At 71.7% G+C, this 17800-nt stretch carries 16 protein-coding genes; 4 read left to right on the plus strand and 12 right to left on the minus strand.

Annotated features, from left to right (window positions below; genetic code table 11):
* Positions 1 to 12: 12 nt before the first annotated feature.
* The 12 genes from ACWGQ1_RS10235 to ACWGQ1_RS10290 all read right to left on the minus strand — a co-directional run bounded on the left by ACWGQ1_RS10235 (position 13) and on the right by ACWGQ1_RS10290 (position 14648).
* Positions 13 to 1530 (minus strand): CoA-acylating methylmalonate-semialdehyde dehydrogenase, encoded by a 1518-nt coding sequence (locus ACWGQ1_RS10235; RefSeq protein WP_452312902.1) that lies wholly within the window; start codon positions 1528 to 1530, stop codon positions 13 to 15.
* Between the two features lie 15 nt (positions 1531 to 1545).
* Complete coding sequence (locus ACWGQ1_RS10240) at positions 1546 to 2445, minus strand: Cgl0159 family (beta/alpha)8-fold protein (protein ID WP_206252520.1); 900 nt, start codon at positions 2443 to 2445, stop codon at positions 1546 to 1548.
* A gap of 1 nt (position 2446) precedes the next feature.
* The gene (gene iolC, locus ACWGQ1_RS10245) at positions 2447 to 3403 is read right to left on the minus strand and encodes a 5-dehydro-2-deoxygluconokinase (RefSeq protein WP_136033378.1); all 957 of its coding nucleotides are present in this window, start codon (positions 3401 to 3403) and stop codon (positions 2447 to 2449) included.
* A 66-nt stretch (positions 3404 to 3469) separates the two neighbouring features.
* Positions 3470 to 6157 carry a glycoside hydrolase family 38 N-terminal domain-containing protein gene (locus tag ACWGQ1_RS10250; RefSeq protein ID WP_452312903.1) on the minus strand — a complete coding sequence of 896 codons (2688 nt, stop codon included), beginning with the start codon at positions 6155 to 6157 and terminating at the stop codon, positions 3470 to 3472.
* Positions 6158 to 6196: 39 nt separating this feature from the next.
* A complete protein-coding gene (locus ACWGQ1_RS10255) occupies positions 6197 to 7453 on the minus strand; it encodes a CehA/McbA family metallohydrolase (RefSeq protein WP_452312904.1) in 1257 nt (418 codons plus the stop codon).
* Positions 7453 to 8526 carry an ATP-binding cassette domain-containing protein gene (locus ACWGQ1_RS10260; protein ID WP_452312905.1) on the minus strand — a complete coding sequence of 358 codons (1074 nt, stop codon included), beginning with the start codon at positions 8524 to 8526 and terminating at the stop codon, positions 7453 to 7455. The genes ACWGQ1_RS10255 and ACWGQ1_RS10260 overlap by 1 nt, the downstream gene beginning before the upstream one ends.
* A complete protein-coding gene (locus ACWGQ1_RS10265) occupies positions 8526 to 9380 on the minus strand; it encodes a carbohydrate ABC transporter permease (protein WP_205812745.1) in 855 nt (284 codons plus the stop codon). The genes ACWGQ1_RS10260 and ACWGQ1_RS10265 overlap by 1 nt, the downstream gene beginning before the upstream one ends.
* The gene (locus tag ACWGQ1_RS10270; RefSeq protein WP_240744632.1) at positions 9377 to 10324 is read right to left on the minus strand and encodes a carbohydrate ABC transporter permease; all 948 of its coding nucleotides are present in this window, start codon (positions 10322 to 10324) and stop codon (positions 9377 to 9379) included. Before ACWGQ1_RS10270 ends, ACWGQ1_RS10265 begins: the two co-directional genes overlap by 4 nt.
* Before the next feature lie 2 nt (positions 10325 to 10326).
* Positions 10327 to 11736 carry an extracellular solute-binding protein gene (locus ACWGQ1_RS10275; protein ID WP_136036190.1) on the minus strand — a complete coding sequence of 470 codons (1410 nt, stop codon included), beginning with the start codon at positions 11734 to 11736 and terminating at the stop codon, positions 10327 to 10329.
* Positions 11737 to 11799: 63 nt separating this feature from the next.
* Entirely contained in the window at positions 11800 to 12969 is a 1170-nt protein-coding gene (locus tag ACWGQ1_RS10280) for a Gfo/Idh/MocA family oxidoreductase (protein ID WP_452312906.1), read from the minus strand.
* Positions 12966 to 13874 (minus strand): TIM barrel protein, encoded by a 909-nt coding sequence (locus ACWGQ1_RS10285; RefSeq protein WP_452312907.1) that lies wholly within the window; start codon positions 13872 to 13874, stop codon positions 12966 to 12968. Before ACWGQ1_RS10285 ends, ACWGQ1_RS10280 begins: the two co-directional genes overlap by 4 nt.
* A 72-nt stretch (positions 13875 to 13946) precedes the next feature.
* Positions 13947 to 14648: an MgtC/SapB family protein gene (locus ACWGQ1_RS10290; RefSeq protein ID WP_136033363.1), complete on the minus strand. Its 702-nt coding sequence runs from the start codon at positions 14646 to 14648 to the stop codon at positions 13947 to 13949.
* Positions 14649 to 14820: 172 nt separating this feature from the next.
* Here ACWGQ1_RS10290 and ACWGQ1_RS10295 point away from each other — a divergent pair, with 172 nt between their 5' ends.
* The 4 genes from ACWGQ1_RS10295 (at position 14821) to ACWGQ1_RS10310 (ending at position 17791) form a co-directional block, all read left to right on the plus strand.
* Positions 14821 to 15582: a GntR family transcriptional regulator gene (locus tag ACWGQ1_RS10295; RefSeq protein ID WP_136033361.1), complete on the plus strand. Its 762-nt coding sequence runs from the start codon at positions 14821 to 14823 to the stop codon at positions 15580 to 15582.
* Positions 15583 to 15645: 63 nt separating this feature from the next.
* A complete protein-coding gene (locus ACWGQ1_RS10300; RefSeq protein ID WP_136033359.1) occupies positions 15646 to 16284 on the plus strand; it encodes a bifunctional 4-hydroxy-2-oxoglutarate aldolase/2-dehydro-3-deoxy-phosphogluconate aldolase in 639 nt (212 codons plus the stop codon).
* Between the two features lie 38 nt (positions 16285 to 16322).
* Positions 16323 to 17045: an ankyrin repeat domain-containing protein gene (locus tag ACWGQ1_RS10305; RefSeq protein ID WP_452312908.1), complete on the plus strand. Its 723-nt coding sequence runs from the start codon at positions 16323 to 16325 to the stop codon at positions 17043 to 17045.
* On the plus strand, positions 17042 to 17791 hold the full coding sequence (locus ACWGQ1_RS10310; RefSeq protein ID WP_372490548.1) for a sulfite exporter TauE/SafE family protein: 750 nt from the start codon (positions 17042 to 17044) through the stop codon (positions 17789 to 17791). Before ACWGQ1_RS10305 ends, ACWGQ1_RS10310 begins: the two co-directional genes overlap by 4 nt.
* The last annotated feature ends 9 nt before the right edge of the window (positions 17792 to 17800 follow it).

The raw sequence follows: 17800 nt of genomic DNA on the forward strand, positions 1-17800 counted from the left end.
TGGTCGGTGTCGTCAGCGGTTCTGCGGGAAGCCGAGGTCGATGCCGCCGTGGGTGGCGGGGTCGAGCCAGCGGCTGGTGACGGCCTTCTCGCGGGTGAAGAAGTCGAACCCGTGCACACCGTACGCCTTGGCGTCGCCGAACAGCGACGCCTTCCACCCGCCGAACGAGTGGTAGGCGACGGGTACCGGGATGGGCACGTTGATGCCGATCATGCCCACCTGCACCTCGTGCTGGAAGCGGCGGGCCGCTCCCCCGTCGTTCGTGAAGATCGCGGTGCCGTTGCCGAAGCGCCCGGAGTTGATCAGGTCGACGCCCTCCTGGAACGTCTCGACCCGCACGACCGAGAGCACCGGGCCGAAGATCTCCTCCGTGTAGGCGCGGGAGTCGGTGGGGATGTCGTCGATCAGGGTGGGGCCGAAGAAGAAGCCGTCCTCGCGCCCGTCCACCGTCAGGCCACGGCCGTCCACCACGATGCGGGCGCCGTCGGCCTCCGCGATGTCGACGTAACCGGAGACCTTCGCCCGGTGCTCCGCGCTGATCAGCGGGCCCATGTCGGGCTCGCCGGTGCCGTCGCCCGCGCCGTCGCCCACCCGCAGCGTCGCGATCCGCTCAGTGATCTTCGCGATGAGCTCGTCCGCGACGGGCTCCACCGCCAGCACGACCGACACGGCCATGCAGCGCTCGCCCGCGGCACCGAAGCCCGCGTTCACGGCCTGATCCGCGACCAGGTCGAGGTCGGCGTCCGGCAGCACCAGCATGTGGTTCTTCGCACCGCCGAGGGCCTGCACGCGCTTGCCGGTGCGCGACGCCGTCTCGTAGATGTACTGCGCGATGGGCGTCGATCCCACGAACGAGATCGACTGCACGGTGTCGCTGTGCAGCAGCCCGTCGACCGCCTGCTTGTCGCCCTGCAGGACCGTGAACACCCCGGCGGGCAGCCCCGCCTCGGCCCACAGCTCGGCCAGCCACAGCGCGGCGGACGGGTCCTTCTCGCTCGGCTTGAGGACCACCGCGTTGCCCGCCGCGATCGCCACGGGGAAGAACCACATCGGCACCATCGCCGGGAAGTTGAACGGCGAGATGATGCCCACGACACCCAGCGGCTGCTTGAGCGAGTACACGTCGATCCCGGTCGAGGCGTTCTCCGAGTAGGCGCCCTTGATCAGGTGCGGGAACCCGGTCGCCAGCTCCACGACCTCCTGGCCGCGCAGGATCTCGCCCATCGCGTCGGAGAGCACCTTGCCGTGCTCGGCGGTGATGATCGCGGCGAGCTCGTCCCTGCGGGCGTTCAGCAGCTCCCGGAACGCGAACAGCACGCCCTGCCGCTTCGCGATCGACCACGTGCTCCACTCCGCGAAACCGCGCTCCGCGGACGCGAGGGCCGCGGCGATCTCGGCCTCGTCGGCGAGCGCGACCCTGGCGGTCTCGGCGCCCGTGGCGGGGTTGAACACGGGGGCGGTCCGCCCGCTGGTCGAGGCGTGCGGGGCACCGTCGATCCAGTGGCCGATGACGGGGGTGTCGGAGCTCATGCGGGTCCTTCGGGATCAGGCCGACAGGCCGGGGTGGACGAGGGAGGCCGCGACGTCGATGGCCGCGGCCACGTCGATGTCGGCGGAGTACAGCAGCGTGCGGCCGACCGTGAGGCCGCGCACGCCGGGGAGCGACAGGGCGTCCTCCCACGAGGAGAACGTGTCGTCGGGGTCGGCACCCGCGTCGCCGCCGAGCAGCAGCACGGGCAGGGTGGTCGCGGCGAGCACGCGCTCCATGTCGTCGACCACGGGCAGCTTGAGCCACGTGCTCGCGCTGCTGGCGCCCAGACCGCTCGCGATGGCGATCGACAGCATCACGGCGTCGGGGCTGAGGTCGTTGACGATACGGCCGTCGACGCGGCGGCTGAGGAACGGCTCGAGCATGATCGGCAGGTCGGCGCGGGCCGCCGCGGTCACCGCGTCGGCCGTGGAGGCCAGGGTCGGCGCCGTGCCGTCGTCGTCGAGGTTCACGCGCAGCAGCGCCTTGGCGAAGTCGATGCCCGAGTCCACCATCGCCGGCACGTCGTACCCGGTGTAGCGGTCGTCCATCTCGAAGCTCGCACCCCGCAGCCCGCCGCGGTTCATCGAGCCGACCACGATCTTGTCGTCGAGCAGGCCGAGCACGGCCAGGTCGTCGATGATGTCGGGCGTGCCGAGCACCCCGTCGACGCCCGGGTGGCGCAGCGCGATCGCGAGGCGGTCGAGCAGCTCGTAGCGGTCGGCCATGGCGTAGGGCTCCGCGCCCACCGCGAGGGCTCCGCGTGCGGGATGGTCGGCCGCGATGATGAACAGCCGTCCGTCGCCGCGGATGATGTCGCGGCGGCGGCGCGCGGCCAGCAGCTCGCGGATCGCCCGGGGGGACTCGGCCCGCACGGTGCGCAGTCGCTCGAAGTCCTCTTGCGTCAGTGCTGTCATGTCACGCATCTCCGTTCACGACCTCCGCGATCTCGCGCTCGGTCGGCATCGCCGTGGAGCACTCGCGGCGGCCGGCGACGATGCCGCCCGCCACGTTGGCCCACGTCAGGGTCTTCTCCAGCGGCCACCCGGCGAGCAGCCCGTGGCACAGCGCGCCGCCGAACGCGTCGCCCGCCCCGAGGCCGTTGACCACGGCGACCTGTCGCGCCGGGATCTCGACGCGCTCCGTGGCGGTCTTGGCGAGCACGCCGCGGGGGCCCTGCTTCACGATCGCGAGTTCCACGCCGCGGTCGAGCAGGGCGTCGGCGGCGCGTTCGGGATCGGTCTCGCCGACCGCGACCTCGCACTCCTCGCGGTTGCCGACGGCGACCGTGGCGAAGCCCAGCGCCCGCTGGACCCACGGGCGTGCGGCCTCGGCCGACTCCCAGAACATCGGGCGGTAGTCGAGGTCGAACACGGTGTGCGCCCGGCGGCCGCGCTGTTCCAGCAGCTCCAGGTGGGTCGTGCGGCTGGGGTCCTCGCTGAGACCGGTCGCGGTGAACCACACCAGGGCCGTGTCGCGCACGGTGTCGGCGTCGACGTCGTCCGGCCGGAGCTGGAGGTCGGGCGCCGACGGCTCGCGGTAGAAGTAGAGCGGGAAGTCGTCGGGCGGGAAGATCTCGCAGAACGTGATCGGGGTCTTGTAGTCGGGGTCGGTGGCGACGAACCGGCTCGACACTCCGAGGCGCTCCAGCTCGTCGCGCAGGTACTGCCCGAACGGGTCGTCGCCCACACGGGAGAACAGTGCGGTGTCGTGGCCGTACCGGGCGGCGGCGACCGCGACGTTGGCGGCGCTGCCGCCGAGGTACTTGCCGAAGCTCGTGACCTCGCCGAGCCCCACGCCGTCCTGCAGCGGGTACAGGTCGACGCCGAGGCGTCCGATGCTGAGGATCTCGGTCGCCCGTGGTCGCTCGCTCATCGCCCCGCCTCCTCTCGCTGCATTTGTCCTAACATTAGCACTATTGCACTCCCACCCGTGCGGCCGTCACCGGATCGCGCGCCGCAGGCTGACCACGCCGCCGCCCGCCACTCGCGCACCGCGGGTGTCCAGCGCGTCCTCCTGCACCTCACCGCGCAGATCGGTACGCGCCCACGCACCCTCGGCCGCGAACGCCAGGTCGCGCTCGCCGTCGAGGTAGTTCGCGAAGCGCAGCTCGGCCTCGTCGTCCACGCGTCGCGCCGACTCGAGCACCACGTCACCCGACAGCTCCGCACGGAACGCGGGCTCCGGCAGCGGCCCGTCCGTCTCTCCGGTGCCCCGCACCACGAGCGGCTCGTGCCGGAACAGGTCGGACGCCCGCACCGCCGTCGCATCGTCGGCACCGACCAGGATCGCCAGCTCGGTGTGCACCGGCACCCCGAGGTACTGCGCGCCCGGCACCGGGATCTCGGAGCCGGCCGGCTCATCGCGCAGCGGGTGCAGGTTCACGCTCATCATGCCCACCGAGCGCGACAGCGTCACCGCGAGGGCGTCCTGCTCCCCCGCGGTCGAGACGAGCTCGTACTCCGACAGCTTCTGCACCAGCACCGCCGTCGAGCCCGCCGCGGCGAACCGGTACGCGGGGTAGGTCGGCAGCGGGAACTCGCCCCAGCCGCCCTCGGCCTCGCGCCCGCGCACCGTGAGCCCGTACTGACCAGCGCTGCGCGACGACTCCAGCCCCGCGGCCCCGGTGGGCACGAGCACCCGCAGCCGGTGGTCGGACGCGGTGTTGACGTAGTCGATGCCCACCCGGAGGAAGCCCTCGCCCTCGCGCAGCTCGACCGTGGTCTCGGTCACCAGCGGCACGGTCGCGGCGCCGCGACGACGGTCGGCGTCCAGGCGCTCCGGCAGGTCGTACACGCGGCGGATGCGCAGTCGCCCGCGCAGCGGCCCCTCCTCGACCACCGTCACCTCGACCGATGCCGGGGCGGTCACGGCGGAGGCGGGGTCGACCGGTCCGTAGTTGTACGAGTCGCCGCAGTCGCCCTCGTCGACCAGGGCCAGGGCGCCGTCGATCGCGGAGCCGTCCGCGCCGTCGATGCGCACCGTGCCGTCGGGGTTCACGGTCGCGGTCAGCGCCGCGTTCGACAGCGAGGTCGCGGTCACCCGCACGGGGTCGAGGGGCGCGGGGGCCGAGGTCTCCGACACGGCCGCGAGCGCGACACCGCCGAGGTCGACCGCGAGCAGCGCCCGGTGCCGCGGATCCGCGATGGTCTCCAGGTGCCACAGGTCGTCGCCCGCGGCATCGGCGGCCACGCGCTCCTCCAGCTCGACCGTGAACGCGGCCAGATCCCACACCCCGCGGGGGCTCTCGGCCACCTCGAAACGCAGCGACCGCTCGCCCCACGCGTAGCCGTTGATCTGCTGCCCGAACAGCTCGCGCCCGTGGATGCGGCGCAGGAGCTTGGGCAGGTCGGCCGTGCGCAACTGCTCGTCGCCCAGCACCGTGGGCAGCGGGTCGAGCACCTGCACCCCGGGGGCGAGGGCGGCGGGATCCACACCGTGCAGCGTGACCTCCACCTGCGCGCGCCGGGCGAAGCCGGACGGGTTGAACACCAGGTGCTGCGCGGGGCTCACCGACACCGCGAGGTCGCGCAGCACGCTGTCGATCACGCCGCGGGCGATGTGCCCGGCCGTGTGAATGCGGGTGCCCACCTGCTCCGCGGTGCTGTCGACGCCGCAGCCGGTGACCGAGTCGTGCGCGGTGCTCTCCACGAGGCGGTACCACGCCGTGTCGAAGAACGAGCGGTGGTCGCGCGTGCCGTACAGCAGGTCGAGCCGTTCGGCCGCGGCGAGCGCCTGCTCCGAGCGGGCCATCTCGCGCTTGAGGTTCGTGCGGATCGAGAAGACGCCGGGCAGCAGGTTGCCGCGGGCGTGCGATCGCATCTCCCCGCGCACCTGGGGCAGCGCGGCGAGCGCGTCCGCGTCGGTCGCGTAGCGCGCGAGGTGCTCGTCGAGCGTCGCGATCGACAGGCGGGGCTCACCGCCGGCCGCGTCGTAGTCGCGGATCACCTCGGCCAGGTCCTCCGGGGGCGCGGAGTGGTCGGTGCCGAGCATCGCCAGCACGGGGTCGTCGCCGTACCACGACGCGGTGCGGGCGGCGTAGTCGGGGGCGAGCGCGGGGAGCTGACCGGGCAGGGCGAACATGTCGAGGCCGTTGCCGTAGCCGTCGAAAAGGTACTCGCAGCGCACCGCGTCGCCGTTGGGCGCGACCCAGGAGAACGCGTGCTCCTGCACGTCACCGGGCACGCCGCGCCACAGGGCGCTGTGCCGGATGCCGAAGCCCGCCAGGATCTGCGGCATCTGCGCCGCGTGGCCGAACATGTCGGGCAGGTAGCCGACGGGCATGGTGCGGCCGAGGCGGGCGCTCGCGGCGCGGCCCAGCTCCAGGTTGCGCACGATGGTCTCGCCGTCGCAGCCGAACTCGTCGAGCAGGATCAGGAAGGGGCCGATGCTCAGCTGCCCGCTCTCGACGAGTGCCACCACGCGGTCGCGCATGTCCGGGCGCATCTCCAGGTAGTCCTCGATGGCCGCGGCCTGCCCGTCGAGCGTGAACCGGTACGACGGCTCCGCCTCGAGGATGCCGATCAGGCGGTCGAGCATGTGCACGAGCCGCAGGCGGAACACGTCGTGCGGCTCGTACCACTCGCGGTCCCAGTGGGTGTGGGGGACGACGACGATCTCACTGCTCACGGGCGGGGACTCCTGTATCTCGGGGGGTTCGGGCGGCGCTCAGGCGCACAGGGCGGCGATGCTGCGGTCGGGGTGCAGCAGGTAGTACGGGCCGGCGGCGGGATCGCCGGAGAAGGAGGCGCGGTCGCCGTGCACGGCACGACGCTCGCCCGCACCGTCGACGAGGATGAGCCCGTCGGCGTCGATCGCGAGCAGGTCGCCGTCCACGCGCAGCAGCACGGGCGCGGTGAACAGCTCGGGCACGGTGAGGCCGTCGCGCACGGCGACGCCGCCCATGATCGCGGTGCGGCCGGCGGCGACCCCGGCGAGGATCGCCTCGGCCGAGTCGTCCTCCGCCGCGACCCACGTGGTGGGCGTGCCCGGGCCGACACCCTGACTCCGCATGTGGAAGTCGGCGCCTCCCAGCAGCACGGCCCCCCTGTCCCAGCGCTCGTGGAACGCGAGGGGCGAGGTGGCGATCAGCTCGCGGTACCAGGTGGAGTGCCACAGCTCGATCGCCCGGGGCGTGCGCTCCAGCGGGTGCAGCCACGAGCAGTCGCCCGAGATCGGGTGGTTCACGCTGAGGACACCGCCACGGCGCTCGACCTCGTCGACCCACTCCTGGGCCGGACGGCGGAAGTCGATCCAGCCGATGTCGCCGAACGCGTTCGCGTGACCGCGGTGGGTCGTGACCTCCTGGCCGGGCAGCAGCGTGATGCCCTGCTGCGCACCCACGACCGGGAGGTGCGCGTGGTGGCTGGTGGTGTTGTGGTCGGTCACGGACAGGAAGTCCAGGCCCGCCCGCACCCCGAGCGACGCGAGCCCCGCGATGCTCTCGTGCCCGTCGGAGTGCAGGGTGTGCGCGTGGAAGTCACCCGCGTACCACCGCAGTCCGGCGTCCGCGGGCAGCTCGCGGCTGCTCCCCCGGGGCACCCCGTCGATCCGCGCGGGCACCGGGCCGTGGTCGATGCCCGACTCCGCGGGGAGCAGCACCTCGACGGTCGCGTCGGTCCCGCCCGCGGGGAGCCGGTGCACGCCGAGGATCACGTGCCACTCCCCCTCCTCCGGGCGACCGGGGAGGTAGCCGGGCGTGGCGTCGTCGGTGCGGATCACGAAGTCCTGCCGCGAGCCGCCCGACCATCCGCGCCACCCCGCCGCACCCTCGCAGCCGAGGTCGATCACGGCCGCCTCGGTGTCGTACGACAGGCGCACCTCGAGCGAGTCCGTGCCGGGCGGCACCTCGAACGGCACGCGCACGTAGCGGTCCGCGTTCTGGATCTCGTGCGTGAGGCGCAGGGTGGTGCGGATCGCGGCCATCAGCCGAGCCGCTCGGTGGTCTCGGTGTCGAACAGCAGGGCGCGGTTGCGCTGCGGCACGATCCAGCCGCGGTCGCCCGGCTGCGGCTCGAGCTCCTCGGGCACGACGACCTGCAGCTTGTGGTCGCCGGAGCTCACCAGCACGAGGCTGGTCGCACCGAGGGTCTCGGTCACCACGACCTCTGCGGCGATGCCGTCGGCGACGGGCTCGGTCGACCAGCGCACGTACTCCGGGCGGATGCCCCAGCTCACGGCCTGCCCGTCGCGCACGTCCGCGGCAGCCTCGGCGGGCACGGGCACGTCGGTGTCGCCGATGCGCACGTGGCCGCCGGTGACCGTGGTCTCCAGCAGGTTCATGGGCACGGAGCCGATGAACCCCGCGACGAACGTGTTGTTGGGGCGGTGGAAGATCTCCCGCGGCGAGCCGATCTGCTGCAGCTTCCCGGCCTTCATGACCGCGATCCGGTCGGCGAGCGCGAGCGCCTCGGCCTGGTCGTGCGTCACGAACACGGTGGTCACGCCGAGGTCGCGCTGCAGCTCCTTGAGGAACGTGCGCGCCTCGAGCCGCAGCCGGGCGTCGAGGTTCGACAGCGGCTCGTCCAGGAGCAGCACGTCGGGCCGCGTGGCGACCGCGCGGGCGAGGGCCACGCGCTGCTGCTGCCCGCCCGAGAGCTGGCCGGGGCGACGCTCGATGAGGCCGTTCAGCGACAGGCCGTTCGCGACCGACTCGGCCGTGGTGCGGCGCTCGTTCTTCGCGACGCGGCGGATGCGCAGCGGGTAGGCGATGTTGTCGGCCACGTCCATGTGCGGGAACAGCGCGTAGTCCTGGAACACCATGGCCACGCCGCGCTCACCCGGCTCGGCGTTCGTGACGTCCTTGTCGCCGATCGTGAGGCGGCCGGACGTGATGCTCTCCAGGCCGGCGATCGAGCGGAGCAGCGTGGTCTTGCCGCAGCCGGAGGGACCGAGGAGGGCGAAGAACTCGCCGTCGGCGATCTCGACGTCGACGCTGTCGACGCCGCGCACCCCGCCGGGGTACTCCTTGACGAGTTGGGTTGCAGTGATGGCGGCCATCAGGACTTGATCCCTCCGTGGAAGCGGAAGCCGTAGCGGCGGTTGACGAAGAAGTAGATGAGGAGGACGGGCACCGAGAAGACCAGCGAGAACGCGGAGATGAGCCGCAGGTCGGCCTGGCCGCTCTCGGTGTAGAACGTGTACATGAGCACGGCGGCCGGTTGCATGTCGGGCGTGCGCAGCAGCAGGAACGGGACGAGGAAGTTGCCCCACACCTGCACGATGGTCCAGATCGCGATGAACGCGAGCCCGGGTCGGGCGATCGGCACGACCACGTCCTTCAGGATGCGGAAGGGCCCTGCGCCGTACAGTCGCGCCGACTCCTCGTACGACTTCGGGATCGAGTCCATGAAGTCCTTGAGGATGAAGATCACGGTGGGCAGAATGCCGCCGGCGAGCACGAGGATCACCCCGACGTGCGTGTTGATGAGCTGCAGCTGGTTGATGAGCTGGAACGTGGGCACCATGGCCGCGGTCCCTGTCACGATCGACGACAGCAGCAGCAGCCCGTAGAGGATGCCGTCGCGGCCGGGGATGTTGATGCGGCTCATGGCGTACGAGGCCAGCGCGCCCAGCACGATCACCAGCGCCATCGTGCCCACGCCGAGGATCAGCGAGTTCAGGATCGACTTCAGCGCGTAAGGGTTCTCCGCCAGGCGCGCGAAGTTGTCGAGCGTCCAGTCCGGCCACGACACGGTCAGCGACGGGGTCGCGTCGAACGGTGCGAGGATCAGCCAGACCATCGGCAGCGCGAAGAACAGCGACACGATCACCAGCACGAGCGTGAACAGGATCCGCGAGACGAAGTGGGTCACGGACCGGTCGCGCGCGACGGTCTTGATGGTCGACATCATGAGCGCACCTTCTTCTTCTTCGGATTCGCACCCCGGGAGACGCGCGTGTACATCAGCGCGATCACGAGGTTGATCAGGAGCATGATGAGCGAGATCGCCGCACCGAGGCCGAGCTGTCCGCCCGGGATCGCGGTCTGGTAGATGTACACCGAGAGGATGTCGGTCTGCCCGTTGGGGCCGCCCGCGGTCAGCAGGTACGGCGTGAACGTGTTGAACGTCCACAGCGTGATCAGCAGCGTGTTGGTGAGCAGGTGCCCCTTGATGTTGGGCAGGATCACGTCGCGCAGCTGCTGCCACGTGTTGGCGCCGACCATGCGGGCGCTCTCCAGCTGCGACGGCGGCACGGCGCTGATGGCGGACGAGAACAGCTGCATCGAGAACGCGGTCCCGACCCAGATGTTGAAGATGATGATGCACTCCATCGGATGCTCGATCAGCCAGGCGGCACCCTCGGTGCCGAGCAGGGCGTTGAGCGTGCCGGTGCGGCGGTCGAGCAGGGCGAGCCACAGGAACGAGGCGACCGAGGCCGGGATGACCCAGGCCGCGAGCACGAGCGTCTCGATGAAGGTCTTGACGCCGGGACGGACGTTGCGCAGCATCCACGCCAGCGCGAACCCGAGCACGGTCTGCCCGATGATGCCCGAGACGAGCACGAACACGAGCGTGAGCCACAGGGAGTTCCAGAACCGCGGGTCGTTCAGCGCGGTGGAGAAGTTGTCCAGGCCGACGAACTGCGGGTTGGCGGCGGCGAAGCCGGTGAGCCGGTAGTTCGTCATCCCCAGGTAGACGGTCCAGATCGCGGGGAAGAGGAGGAACAGGCCGATCAGGAGGAGCCCGGGGGCCGCGAACAGCGTCGCCCTGGCGCGCCCCAGACCGGCGACGTCCTCCGCGCGGCGCCGGCGGGGAGCGCGGACGCTCCCCGCCGGCATCGTTGCATTCGTCATGGTCACTCGGAGATCGCGTCCGGTCCCACGACGCCTTCGAGACCACGGACGTAGGTCTTCAGCGCATCGTCGACCGAGGTTCCGGTGGCGACGTCGAGCGTGGCCTGCTGCAGCAGCACCGACACCTGCGGGTACGCGGCGAGACCGGGGCGGTACGCCGTGATCGGCAGCACCTCCTGGCTCACGAACGTCAGCATCGGGTCGGACGACAGCAGCTTCTCGTTCACGTCGTCACGCGGCGAGATCGCGAGCGTGCCGGCGGCACGGGCCTCGTACGCCTCGGGCGAGTTCATGAACGCGAGCAGCTCCCACGCCAGCTCGGCGTGCTTCGAGTTCGGGTTGAGCACGCGGCCGGTGCCGCCCGACATCGACACGAAGTCCTGGCCCTTGATGCCCTCGCCGGGCTCGACCGCGGGGATCTTGGCGTAGCCGACGACCTCGTCGCGGTTGGCCATGGGCGCGGTGCCCACACCCTCCGCGGGGTTGATCACGGAGCGCCAGAAGTAGTCGCCCTCCAGGAGGATGCCGATCTTGCCCTCGGCGAACAGCTGGAACGACGTGTCGCGGCCGGAGGCCTCCTGCTGCAGCACGGGGTCGCCCAGGCCCTCATCGACGTAGATCGTCTTGTAGAGGTCGAGCACCTCCTGCATGCCGTCGGTGGCGCCGATCCACTTGCCGTCCTCGTACACCTGCTCGCCGGTGCCGACGAGCATCGGGAGCAGGCCCTGCATGGTCGTGGCCTCGCCCATCGCGGTACCGGCGTTGAGCTGGATCGGGGTCACGCCGTCGATCTTCTTGAGGTCCTTCGCGGCATCGAGGATGTCGTCCCAGCTCTCCGGCGCCCAGTCCTCGTCGAGGCCGGCCTGCGCGAACAGATCCTTGTTGTAGTAGAGCACCCGGCCGTCCGCGCCCTGGGGCACCCCGTAGCGGTCGCCGTCGAACGACAGCGCGCTCTGCACGGCGTCGGGGATCTGACCCCAGCCGTCCCAGTCGTCCACGGCGTCGCCGCCGACCTCGGCGAGCGGCTTGATGTAGCCGGCCTCGGCGAACTCGCCGACCCAGATTCCGTCCATGCCGATGATGTCGGCGCCCTTGCCGGACTGCAGGTCGAGGGCGATCTTCGTCTTGTAGTCCTCGTCGTCGACGCCCTGCGGCTGGAACTCGACGGTGACGTCCTTGCCGTCCTCCTCCATGGCCTTCTCGAACTCGGGGACGACCCAGTCCGCGATCCAGTCGGCCTCGGCGGCGTTCTTGCCTCCCGTGATGGAGTTGGTGGTGAGCGTCAGGGTGACGGGCCCCGTCGACTCCTCGGCCTCGGGCTCCGATCCTCCGGAGCAGCCGGCCAGCACGACCGCACCGACGGTGGTGAGGGCGAACGCCGCGAGCAGGCGGCGCTTTCCTTGCGTGACCATTTCCGACCTTTCTTGTCGTTGATCGCCGAGCGGTGGCGCTCGGATTCGGGTGTTGCGGGATGGCTACTGCGCGGCTTCGGCGCTCGGGTCGAGCGCGTGGCCCTTCGAGACCGCGAGCGCGCGGATGATCCGCTGCCCGACGCGCACGTCGGCGACCGACTCCTCGACGCTCGCCCCGTCGGGGCGTTCGCCGCGGACCAGGGCCGCGAGCGCGTACAGCTCGTTCTCGAATGCTTCCTGTTGCATCCACCGCGATTCGCTCACGCGGATGCCGAGCTCCGGGTGACTCTCGGTCACGCGGAGGATGGTGGGGAGGTTCGTCACGTAGGGCACGCCGAACACGAGCTCGATCGATCCGGCCTCGTGGTGGAACGTGACGGTCTCCTGGTAGTCGGGGTAGCCGTCGATGTAGTGCCAGTCGACGGTCCACGGCGTCTCGTCGCGGGCGAGGGTGCCGCGCACGTGCACGGAGCCCGGCATCTTCGGGCCCCAGTGCTGCGCGAACGCGACCTCGCCGAGGCCGCCGACGAGCGACCGGAGCAGCCCCACGTCGTGCACGATCGAGCCGAGCACGACGTTGGTGTACAGCGTGCGGAGGTCGACGGGGAGGTCTGACCCGACGGCCCCGTCGACGATGGCGGCTGTGGCGGCGATCAGGGGCTCGATGGTGTCGCGGGGCACGTCGCCCGTGGGAGCGGCGAGCCGCGCGTAGGCGAGCTGCGAGCCGTCGAGCGGGTGCATGACCTGCACGTCGATCGCGCGCAGGGTCACGTCGGCGAGCAGCTCCTTCGCGCGCAGCGACGCGGTGTCGTACTCCTTCATGTAGCCGACGCGCACCCAGTCGCGCAGGTCGACGCCGGCCTCGCGCCCGTACGCCGTCAGCTCGTCCAGCTCGGCGAGCGAGTAGGCGAGCGGCTTCTCGGCGAGCACCCGGATGCCCGCCCGCACGAGCCGCAGGGTGTCTCCCGCGTGCGAGCCGGTGGTGGCGAGGATGGCGGCGTCCACGTCGAGGTCGCCGGCGGCCGTCGCGGCCACGAGCTCGTCGACCGAGGTGAACTGCCGGGCGGACGGCACGCCGTAGCGGGCGCCCATGTCGGCGGTGCGCGCGGCGGACAGGTCGACGAGCGCGGCGATCGCGAAGGCCTCGGCGTTGCGGCGCAGCAGCGGCAGGTGCACGCTCTGGCTGATCGCGCCGAGTCCGATCACGACGACGCGGGTGACGGCGGCGCTCATGCGAACCACCGCCGCAGGGCCTCGCGGTTGGCGGCCTGCTCGGCCACGGCGCGCTCCACGTCGGCGGTCGAGCGCGGCACCACGTCCTGCTCGACGATCAGCCATCCGGAGTACCCGCTCGCGACGATCTCGTCGAGCAGGGCGTCGACGGCGAGGTCGCCCTCCCCGAGCGGCACGAACACGCGCTTCGCCCACACCGAGCGCATGGGGTCGTCGGCGGCCAGGGCGTCGTGCAGCAGGGCGGTGCGGGCGTCCTTCAGGTGCAGGTGGTTGATCCGCTCTCGCCAGCGCCGGTAGTCGGGCAGGGGGTCGCCGCCGCCGATCAGCAGGTGACCGGAGTCGAACGTGAGGTCGACGTCGGTGGAGGCGAGCAGCGCGTCGATCTCCTCCGGCGTCTCGACGTGCGTGCACGCGTGGTGGTGGAAGGTGGGCTCGAGGCCCCGGTCGCGCACGCGCGCGGCGGCGCGGTTCACCCGGTCGGCGAACCGGTCCCACGCGGCACCGCGGAGCGTGAGCTCGGGGGCGCCGCCCGGGCGGGCCTTGCGGGCGGGGCTGCCGGAGTCGGCGAGGGTGGGCAGCGGTGCGAGGTCCTGGCCGCGCTCGGCGGCGGTGACGAACACGTCGAGCGTGCGGTCGAGGCCGGCCAGCGCAGCGGCGAACTCCTCGTCCTCGCCCGCGAACGGCAGGTCGACCCAGCCGCCGGCGAGGTCGAGGCCGTGGCGGGAGAGGCGCTCGTCGAGCTCGGCGCCCTGGCCGAGGAGACCGACGGGGCCCAGGTCGATGCCCTGGTATCCGGCTTCGCTGATCCAGCGGGCGAGCTGCTCCCCGTCGGGGAGGGCCACGAGGTCCGGTCGAGCGAGTTCGAAGACTCCGTAGCTCACCGGCGCGTTCGCGATGCGGATCACGCGTTGTCCTTTCTCCATTGAATGGTCGAACCCTGGGTTCGTCTCGAATGTTAGCAGGTCATGACATATGCATCAATCGTCCTCGGAGAAGCCCTGCACCACGACCGAGCGCACCCCGTCGAGGCGGGCGATCGCGTCGATCAGCTCGGAGCGCGACCCCGGCTCGGCCTCCGCGAACTCGAGCGTCGCCCGCATGTCCGCCTCACCGTGGATCCGCGCGGCACCGAGCAGTGTGGCGGGCAGCCCCCGCCGCTCGGCCGCCGCCAGCACCTCGCGCAGCGCGCCGCGGTCGGCCTCGTACTGCAGGGTCACGCGCAGGCGCTCGGGCTCGGGGCGCACGCGGTCGCGCAGCCGCGACAGCGGGCCGACCGTGAGGAGATGAAGACCCGTGCCCGCGATCGCGAGCAGGGGCATGTTCGCCCCGCAGGCCATGCCGATCGCCGCGACGACCCAGATGGTCGCGGCCGAGGTGAGCCCGGACACGGCGTTGTTGCGCACGAAGATCACCCCGGCGCCGAGGAACCCGATCCCCGACACCACCTGCGCCGCGATGCGCGAGGGATCGACGGCCACCTCCGGCCCGAGCACGCCCTCGAAGCCGTAGGCCGAGATGAGGGTGAAGATGGCCGAGCCCAGGCCCACCAGCACGTGCGTGCGCAGCCCGGCGTTCTTCTGCTTGCGGGAGCGCTCGACACCCACGGCCAGCGAGAGCACGAACGCCAGCCCGAGGAGCCCGAGCTCGACGAGCAGGTGGGGATCCCACCCGAAGCTCACGCTGCTCCTGTCATGTCAGCACAATAGCACTTTAAGCATCTCGGAGGTCACCCGCGGTGCCATCCTGCGCGGGCGCGGCCGGGATCCGCGGAATACTGCGCCTCGACGCCGTCTGGAGTCGCTCGTATGATTGTCGCTACAATGTGACTCCCCAACCCAGAGCGGAGCATCCATGGCCGATGTCGTCACCCCCTGGCCCCACGAGCTCTTCGCGGACATCGACCGCACGGGGCCCGTCCCGCTCTACTTCCAGGTGTCCACACGACTCCAGAGCGCGATCCAGTCCGGCGCGATCCCCGCGGGCGCCCGCCTGGAGAACGAGGTCTCGATCGCGGAGCAGCTCGGACTCTCCCGCCCCACGATCCGCCGCGCCATCCAGGAGCTCGTCGACAAGGGCCTGCTCGTGCGCCGCCGCGGCATCGGCACCCAGGTGGTGCAGGGCTCGGTCACGCGGCAGGTCGAGCTGACCAGCCTGTACGAAGACCTGCAGAGCGCGAACCACGAGCCGGGCACGCAGGTACTGACCCACGAGATCATCCCCGCGACCGACGAGGTGGCCCTCGCGCTCGGGCTCGAGCCGGGCACCGAGGTGCTGCATCTGCGCCGCAGACGAAGCACCGACGGCGTCGCGGTCGCGGTGCTGGAGAACTACCTCCCGCGCGAGCTGGCCGACATCTCGACCGAGCAGCTGGAGTCGCGCGGCCTCTATCAGGTGCTCCGCGCCCGGGGCGTCGCGATCCGCATCGCGAAGCAGAAGATCGGCGCCCGCCGCGCGGAAGACGACGAGCCGGAGCTGCTGGAGATCGAGGCGGGCGGCCCCGTGCTCACGATGGAGCGCATCTCGTTCGACCAGTCCGGCGCCGCGATCGAGTTCGGCCACCACTGCTACCGCCCCGACCTCTACAGCTTCGAGACGACGCTCGTCGCCAAGTAGCACAACTTGTAATGACAAGTTGTGGTGCGGAAGAATGGACGCATCCCTCGATCAAGGAGCGCCATGTCCGACCGTCTCGCCCGCGCCCGCACCACCGGCGTCCTCGCCGTCCTCCGCGCCCCCTCGCCCGAACTCGCCCTGGAGGCCTCGGAGGCGATCATCCGGGGTGGAGTGACCGGCATCGAGGTCACCTACTCCACGCCCGACGCCCCGGCCGTGATCCGCGAGCTGATCGCCCGCCACGGTGACGCCGCCTACATCGGCGCCGGAACCGTGACGACCCCCGCGCAGGCCGCACAGGCCGCCGACGCCGGGGCCGAGTTCCTGGTGAGCCCCGGCACGCTCCCGGCCCTCACCCGCGCGATGCTCGACACCGGCCGCGTCGTGATGACCGGCGCCCTCACGCCCACCGAGGTCATGGGCGCGCTGGAGCTCGGCGTCGACGTCGTGAAGATCTTCCCCGCCTCGCTCGGCGGCCCGGCCTACCTCGGCGCTCTCCGCGGCCCGTTCCCCGACGCCCCGCTCATGCCCACCGGCGGCGTCAAGCCCGACAACCTCGCCGACTGGTACGCCGCGGGCGCGGTCGCGGTGGGCGCCGGCGGCGACCTCGCCAACGGCGCCTCGATCGCGGCGTCCGACTGGGCCGACCTGGAGCAGCGCGCCGCCCGGTTCGCCGCGGCGCTCGCCTCCGTCCGGAGCTGACGCTCCCCCACCTCCGGGCCGTTTGGTATACCAGAGGTATGCGGATGCGGCGGGGCGTGCTCTGGGCGGCCCTCGCGGGGGTCGCCCTGCTCACCTCGGCGTGCACGGCGACCACCGCCACGCACCCGACCGCACCCACCACGGAGGCCCCGATGACCGACACCACGCCCGCCCCGCGCGACGCCACGTCCGCCCTGCTCGACGCCGCCGCCCGCGGTGACGCCGCCGCCGTCCGGGTTGCGCTCGACGCCGGTGCCGACATCGAGGCCCGCGGCGAGGGCGGCATGACCGCACTGGTCGCGGCCACCAAGGCGAACCACGTCGAGGCCGCCCGCGCGCTGATCTCCGCGGGTGCCGACGTGAACGCGAAGGACGACATCCAGGACTCGGCCTATCTGTACGCGGGTGCCCGCGGTCACGACGAGATCCTGCGCCTCACCCTCGACAACGGCGCCGACCTCACCAGCACCAACCGCTTCGGCGGCACCGCCCTCATCCCCGCGTCGGAGCGCGGCCTGCTCGACACCGTGCAGATCCTGCTCGATGCGGGCGTCGACCCCGACCACGTGAACAACCTGGGGTGGACGGCGCTGCACGAGGCGATCGTGCTCGGTGACGGCTCGGGGCGCTACGCCGCCGTGGTGCGCGCCCTGCTCGACGGCGGCGCCGACCCGACCATCCGCGACGGCGACGGCGTGCTCCCGCTCGACCTCGCGACCGCCCGCGGCTTCCAAGACATCGCGGACGAGCTGCGCCGGTGATGGCGCTCGACGCGTGGGCCTGGGCGGCGCTCGGCCTGGCCGCGGTCGTGATCGGCATCTCCAAGACCGCACTGCCCGGCGGCAGCATCCTCGCGATCGCGCTGTTCGCCGCGGTGCTGCCCGCCCGCACCTCGACCGCTGCCACGCTGCTGCTGCTCATGGTGGGCGACGTGTTCGCGCTCCTCGCCTACCGTCGGCACGCCCACTGGCCGACGCTGCTGCGACTCGCCCCCGCCGTCATCGCCGGACTGCTGCTCGGCTTCGCCTTCCTCGCCCTGACCGGCGACGACGTGGTGCGGCGCGCGATCGGCGTGATCCTGCTGCTGATGATCGCCGTCACCCTGTGGCGACGATGGCGGCAGTCGCGCGTCGAGACGACGGTCACGCCCCGCGGCGGACTCGTGCTCGCCGGCGCCTACGGCACCCTGGGCGGCTTCACGACGATGGTCGCCAACGCCGGCGGACCCGTGATGTCGATGTACTTCCTGGCGACGCGCACCCCGGTCCAGGTGTTCCTGGGCACCTCGGCCTGGTTCTTCGCGATCATCAACGTGATCAAGGTGCCGTTCCTCGCCGGCATCGGACTGTTCACCGCGCCGGTGCTGCTGACGGACGCGCTGCTCGCGCCGCTGGTGGTGCTCGGCGCCCTCCTCGGACTGCGCGTGGCACGACGGCTCGATCAACGGGTGTTCGACCGCATCGTGATCGCGCTCACGATCCTGGGCGCGCTCTACCTGCTCTTCTGATCCCGCGCG

Source organism: Microbacterium sp. NPDC055599 (genome assembly GCF_053618975.1).

Coding starts and splice junctions, on each gene's coding strand:
- ACWGQ1_RS10295 (WP_136033361.1), top strand. CDS start 14,821: ATGGCCGATGTCGTCACCCCCTGGCCCCACGAGCTCTTCGCGGACATC.
- ACWGQ1_RS10280 (WP_452312906.1), bottom strand. CDS start 12,969: ATGAGCGCCGCCGTCACCCGCGTCGTCGTGATCGGACTCGGCGCGATC.
- ACWGQ1_RS10265 (WP_205812745.1), bottom strand. CDS start 9,380: ATGATGTCGACCATCAAGACCGTCGCGCGCGACCGGTCCGTGACCCAC.
- ACWGQ1_RS10255 (WP_452312904.1), bottom strand. CDS start 7,453: ATGGCCGCGATCCGCACCACCCTGCGCCTCACGCACGAGATCCAGAAC.
- ACWGQ1_RS10275 (WP_136036190.1), bottom strand. CDS start 11,736: ATGGTCACGCAAGGAAAGCGCCGCCTGCTCGCGGCGTTCGCCCTCACC.
- ACWGQ1_RS10305 (WP_452312908.1), top strand. CDS start 16,323: ATGCGGATGCGGCGGGGCGTGCTCTGGGCGGCCCTCGCGGGGGTCGCC.
- ACWGQ1_RS10240 (WP_206252520.1), bottom strand. CDS start 2,445: ATGACAGCACTGACGCAAGAGGACTTCGAGCGACTGCGCACCGTGCGG.
- iolC (WP_136033378.1), bottom strand. CDS start 3,403: ATGAGCGAGCGACCACGGGCGACCGAGATCCTCAGCATCGGACGCCTC.
- ACWGQ1_RS10270 (WP_240744632.1), bottom strand. CDS start 10,324: ATGACGAATGCAACGATGCCGGCGGGGAGCGTCCGCGCTCCCCGCCGG.
- ACWGQ1_RS10260 (WP_452312905.1), bottom strand. CDS start 8,526: ATGGCCGCCATCACTGCAACCCAACTCGTCAAGGAGTACCCCGGCGGG.
- ACWGQ1_RS10235 (WP_452312902.1), bottom strand. CDS start 1,530: ATGAGCTCCGACACCCCCGTCATCGGCCACTGGATCGACGGTGCCCCG.
- ACWGQ1_RS10300 (WP_136033359.1), top strand. CDS start 15,646: ATGTCCGACCGTCTCGCCCGCGCCCGCACCACCGGCGTCCTCGCCGTC.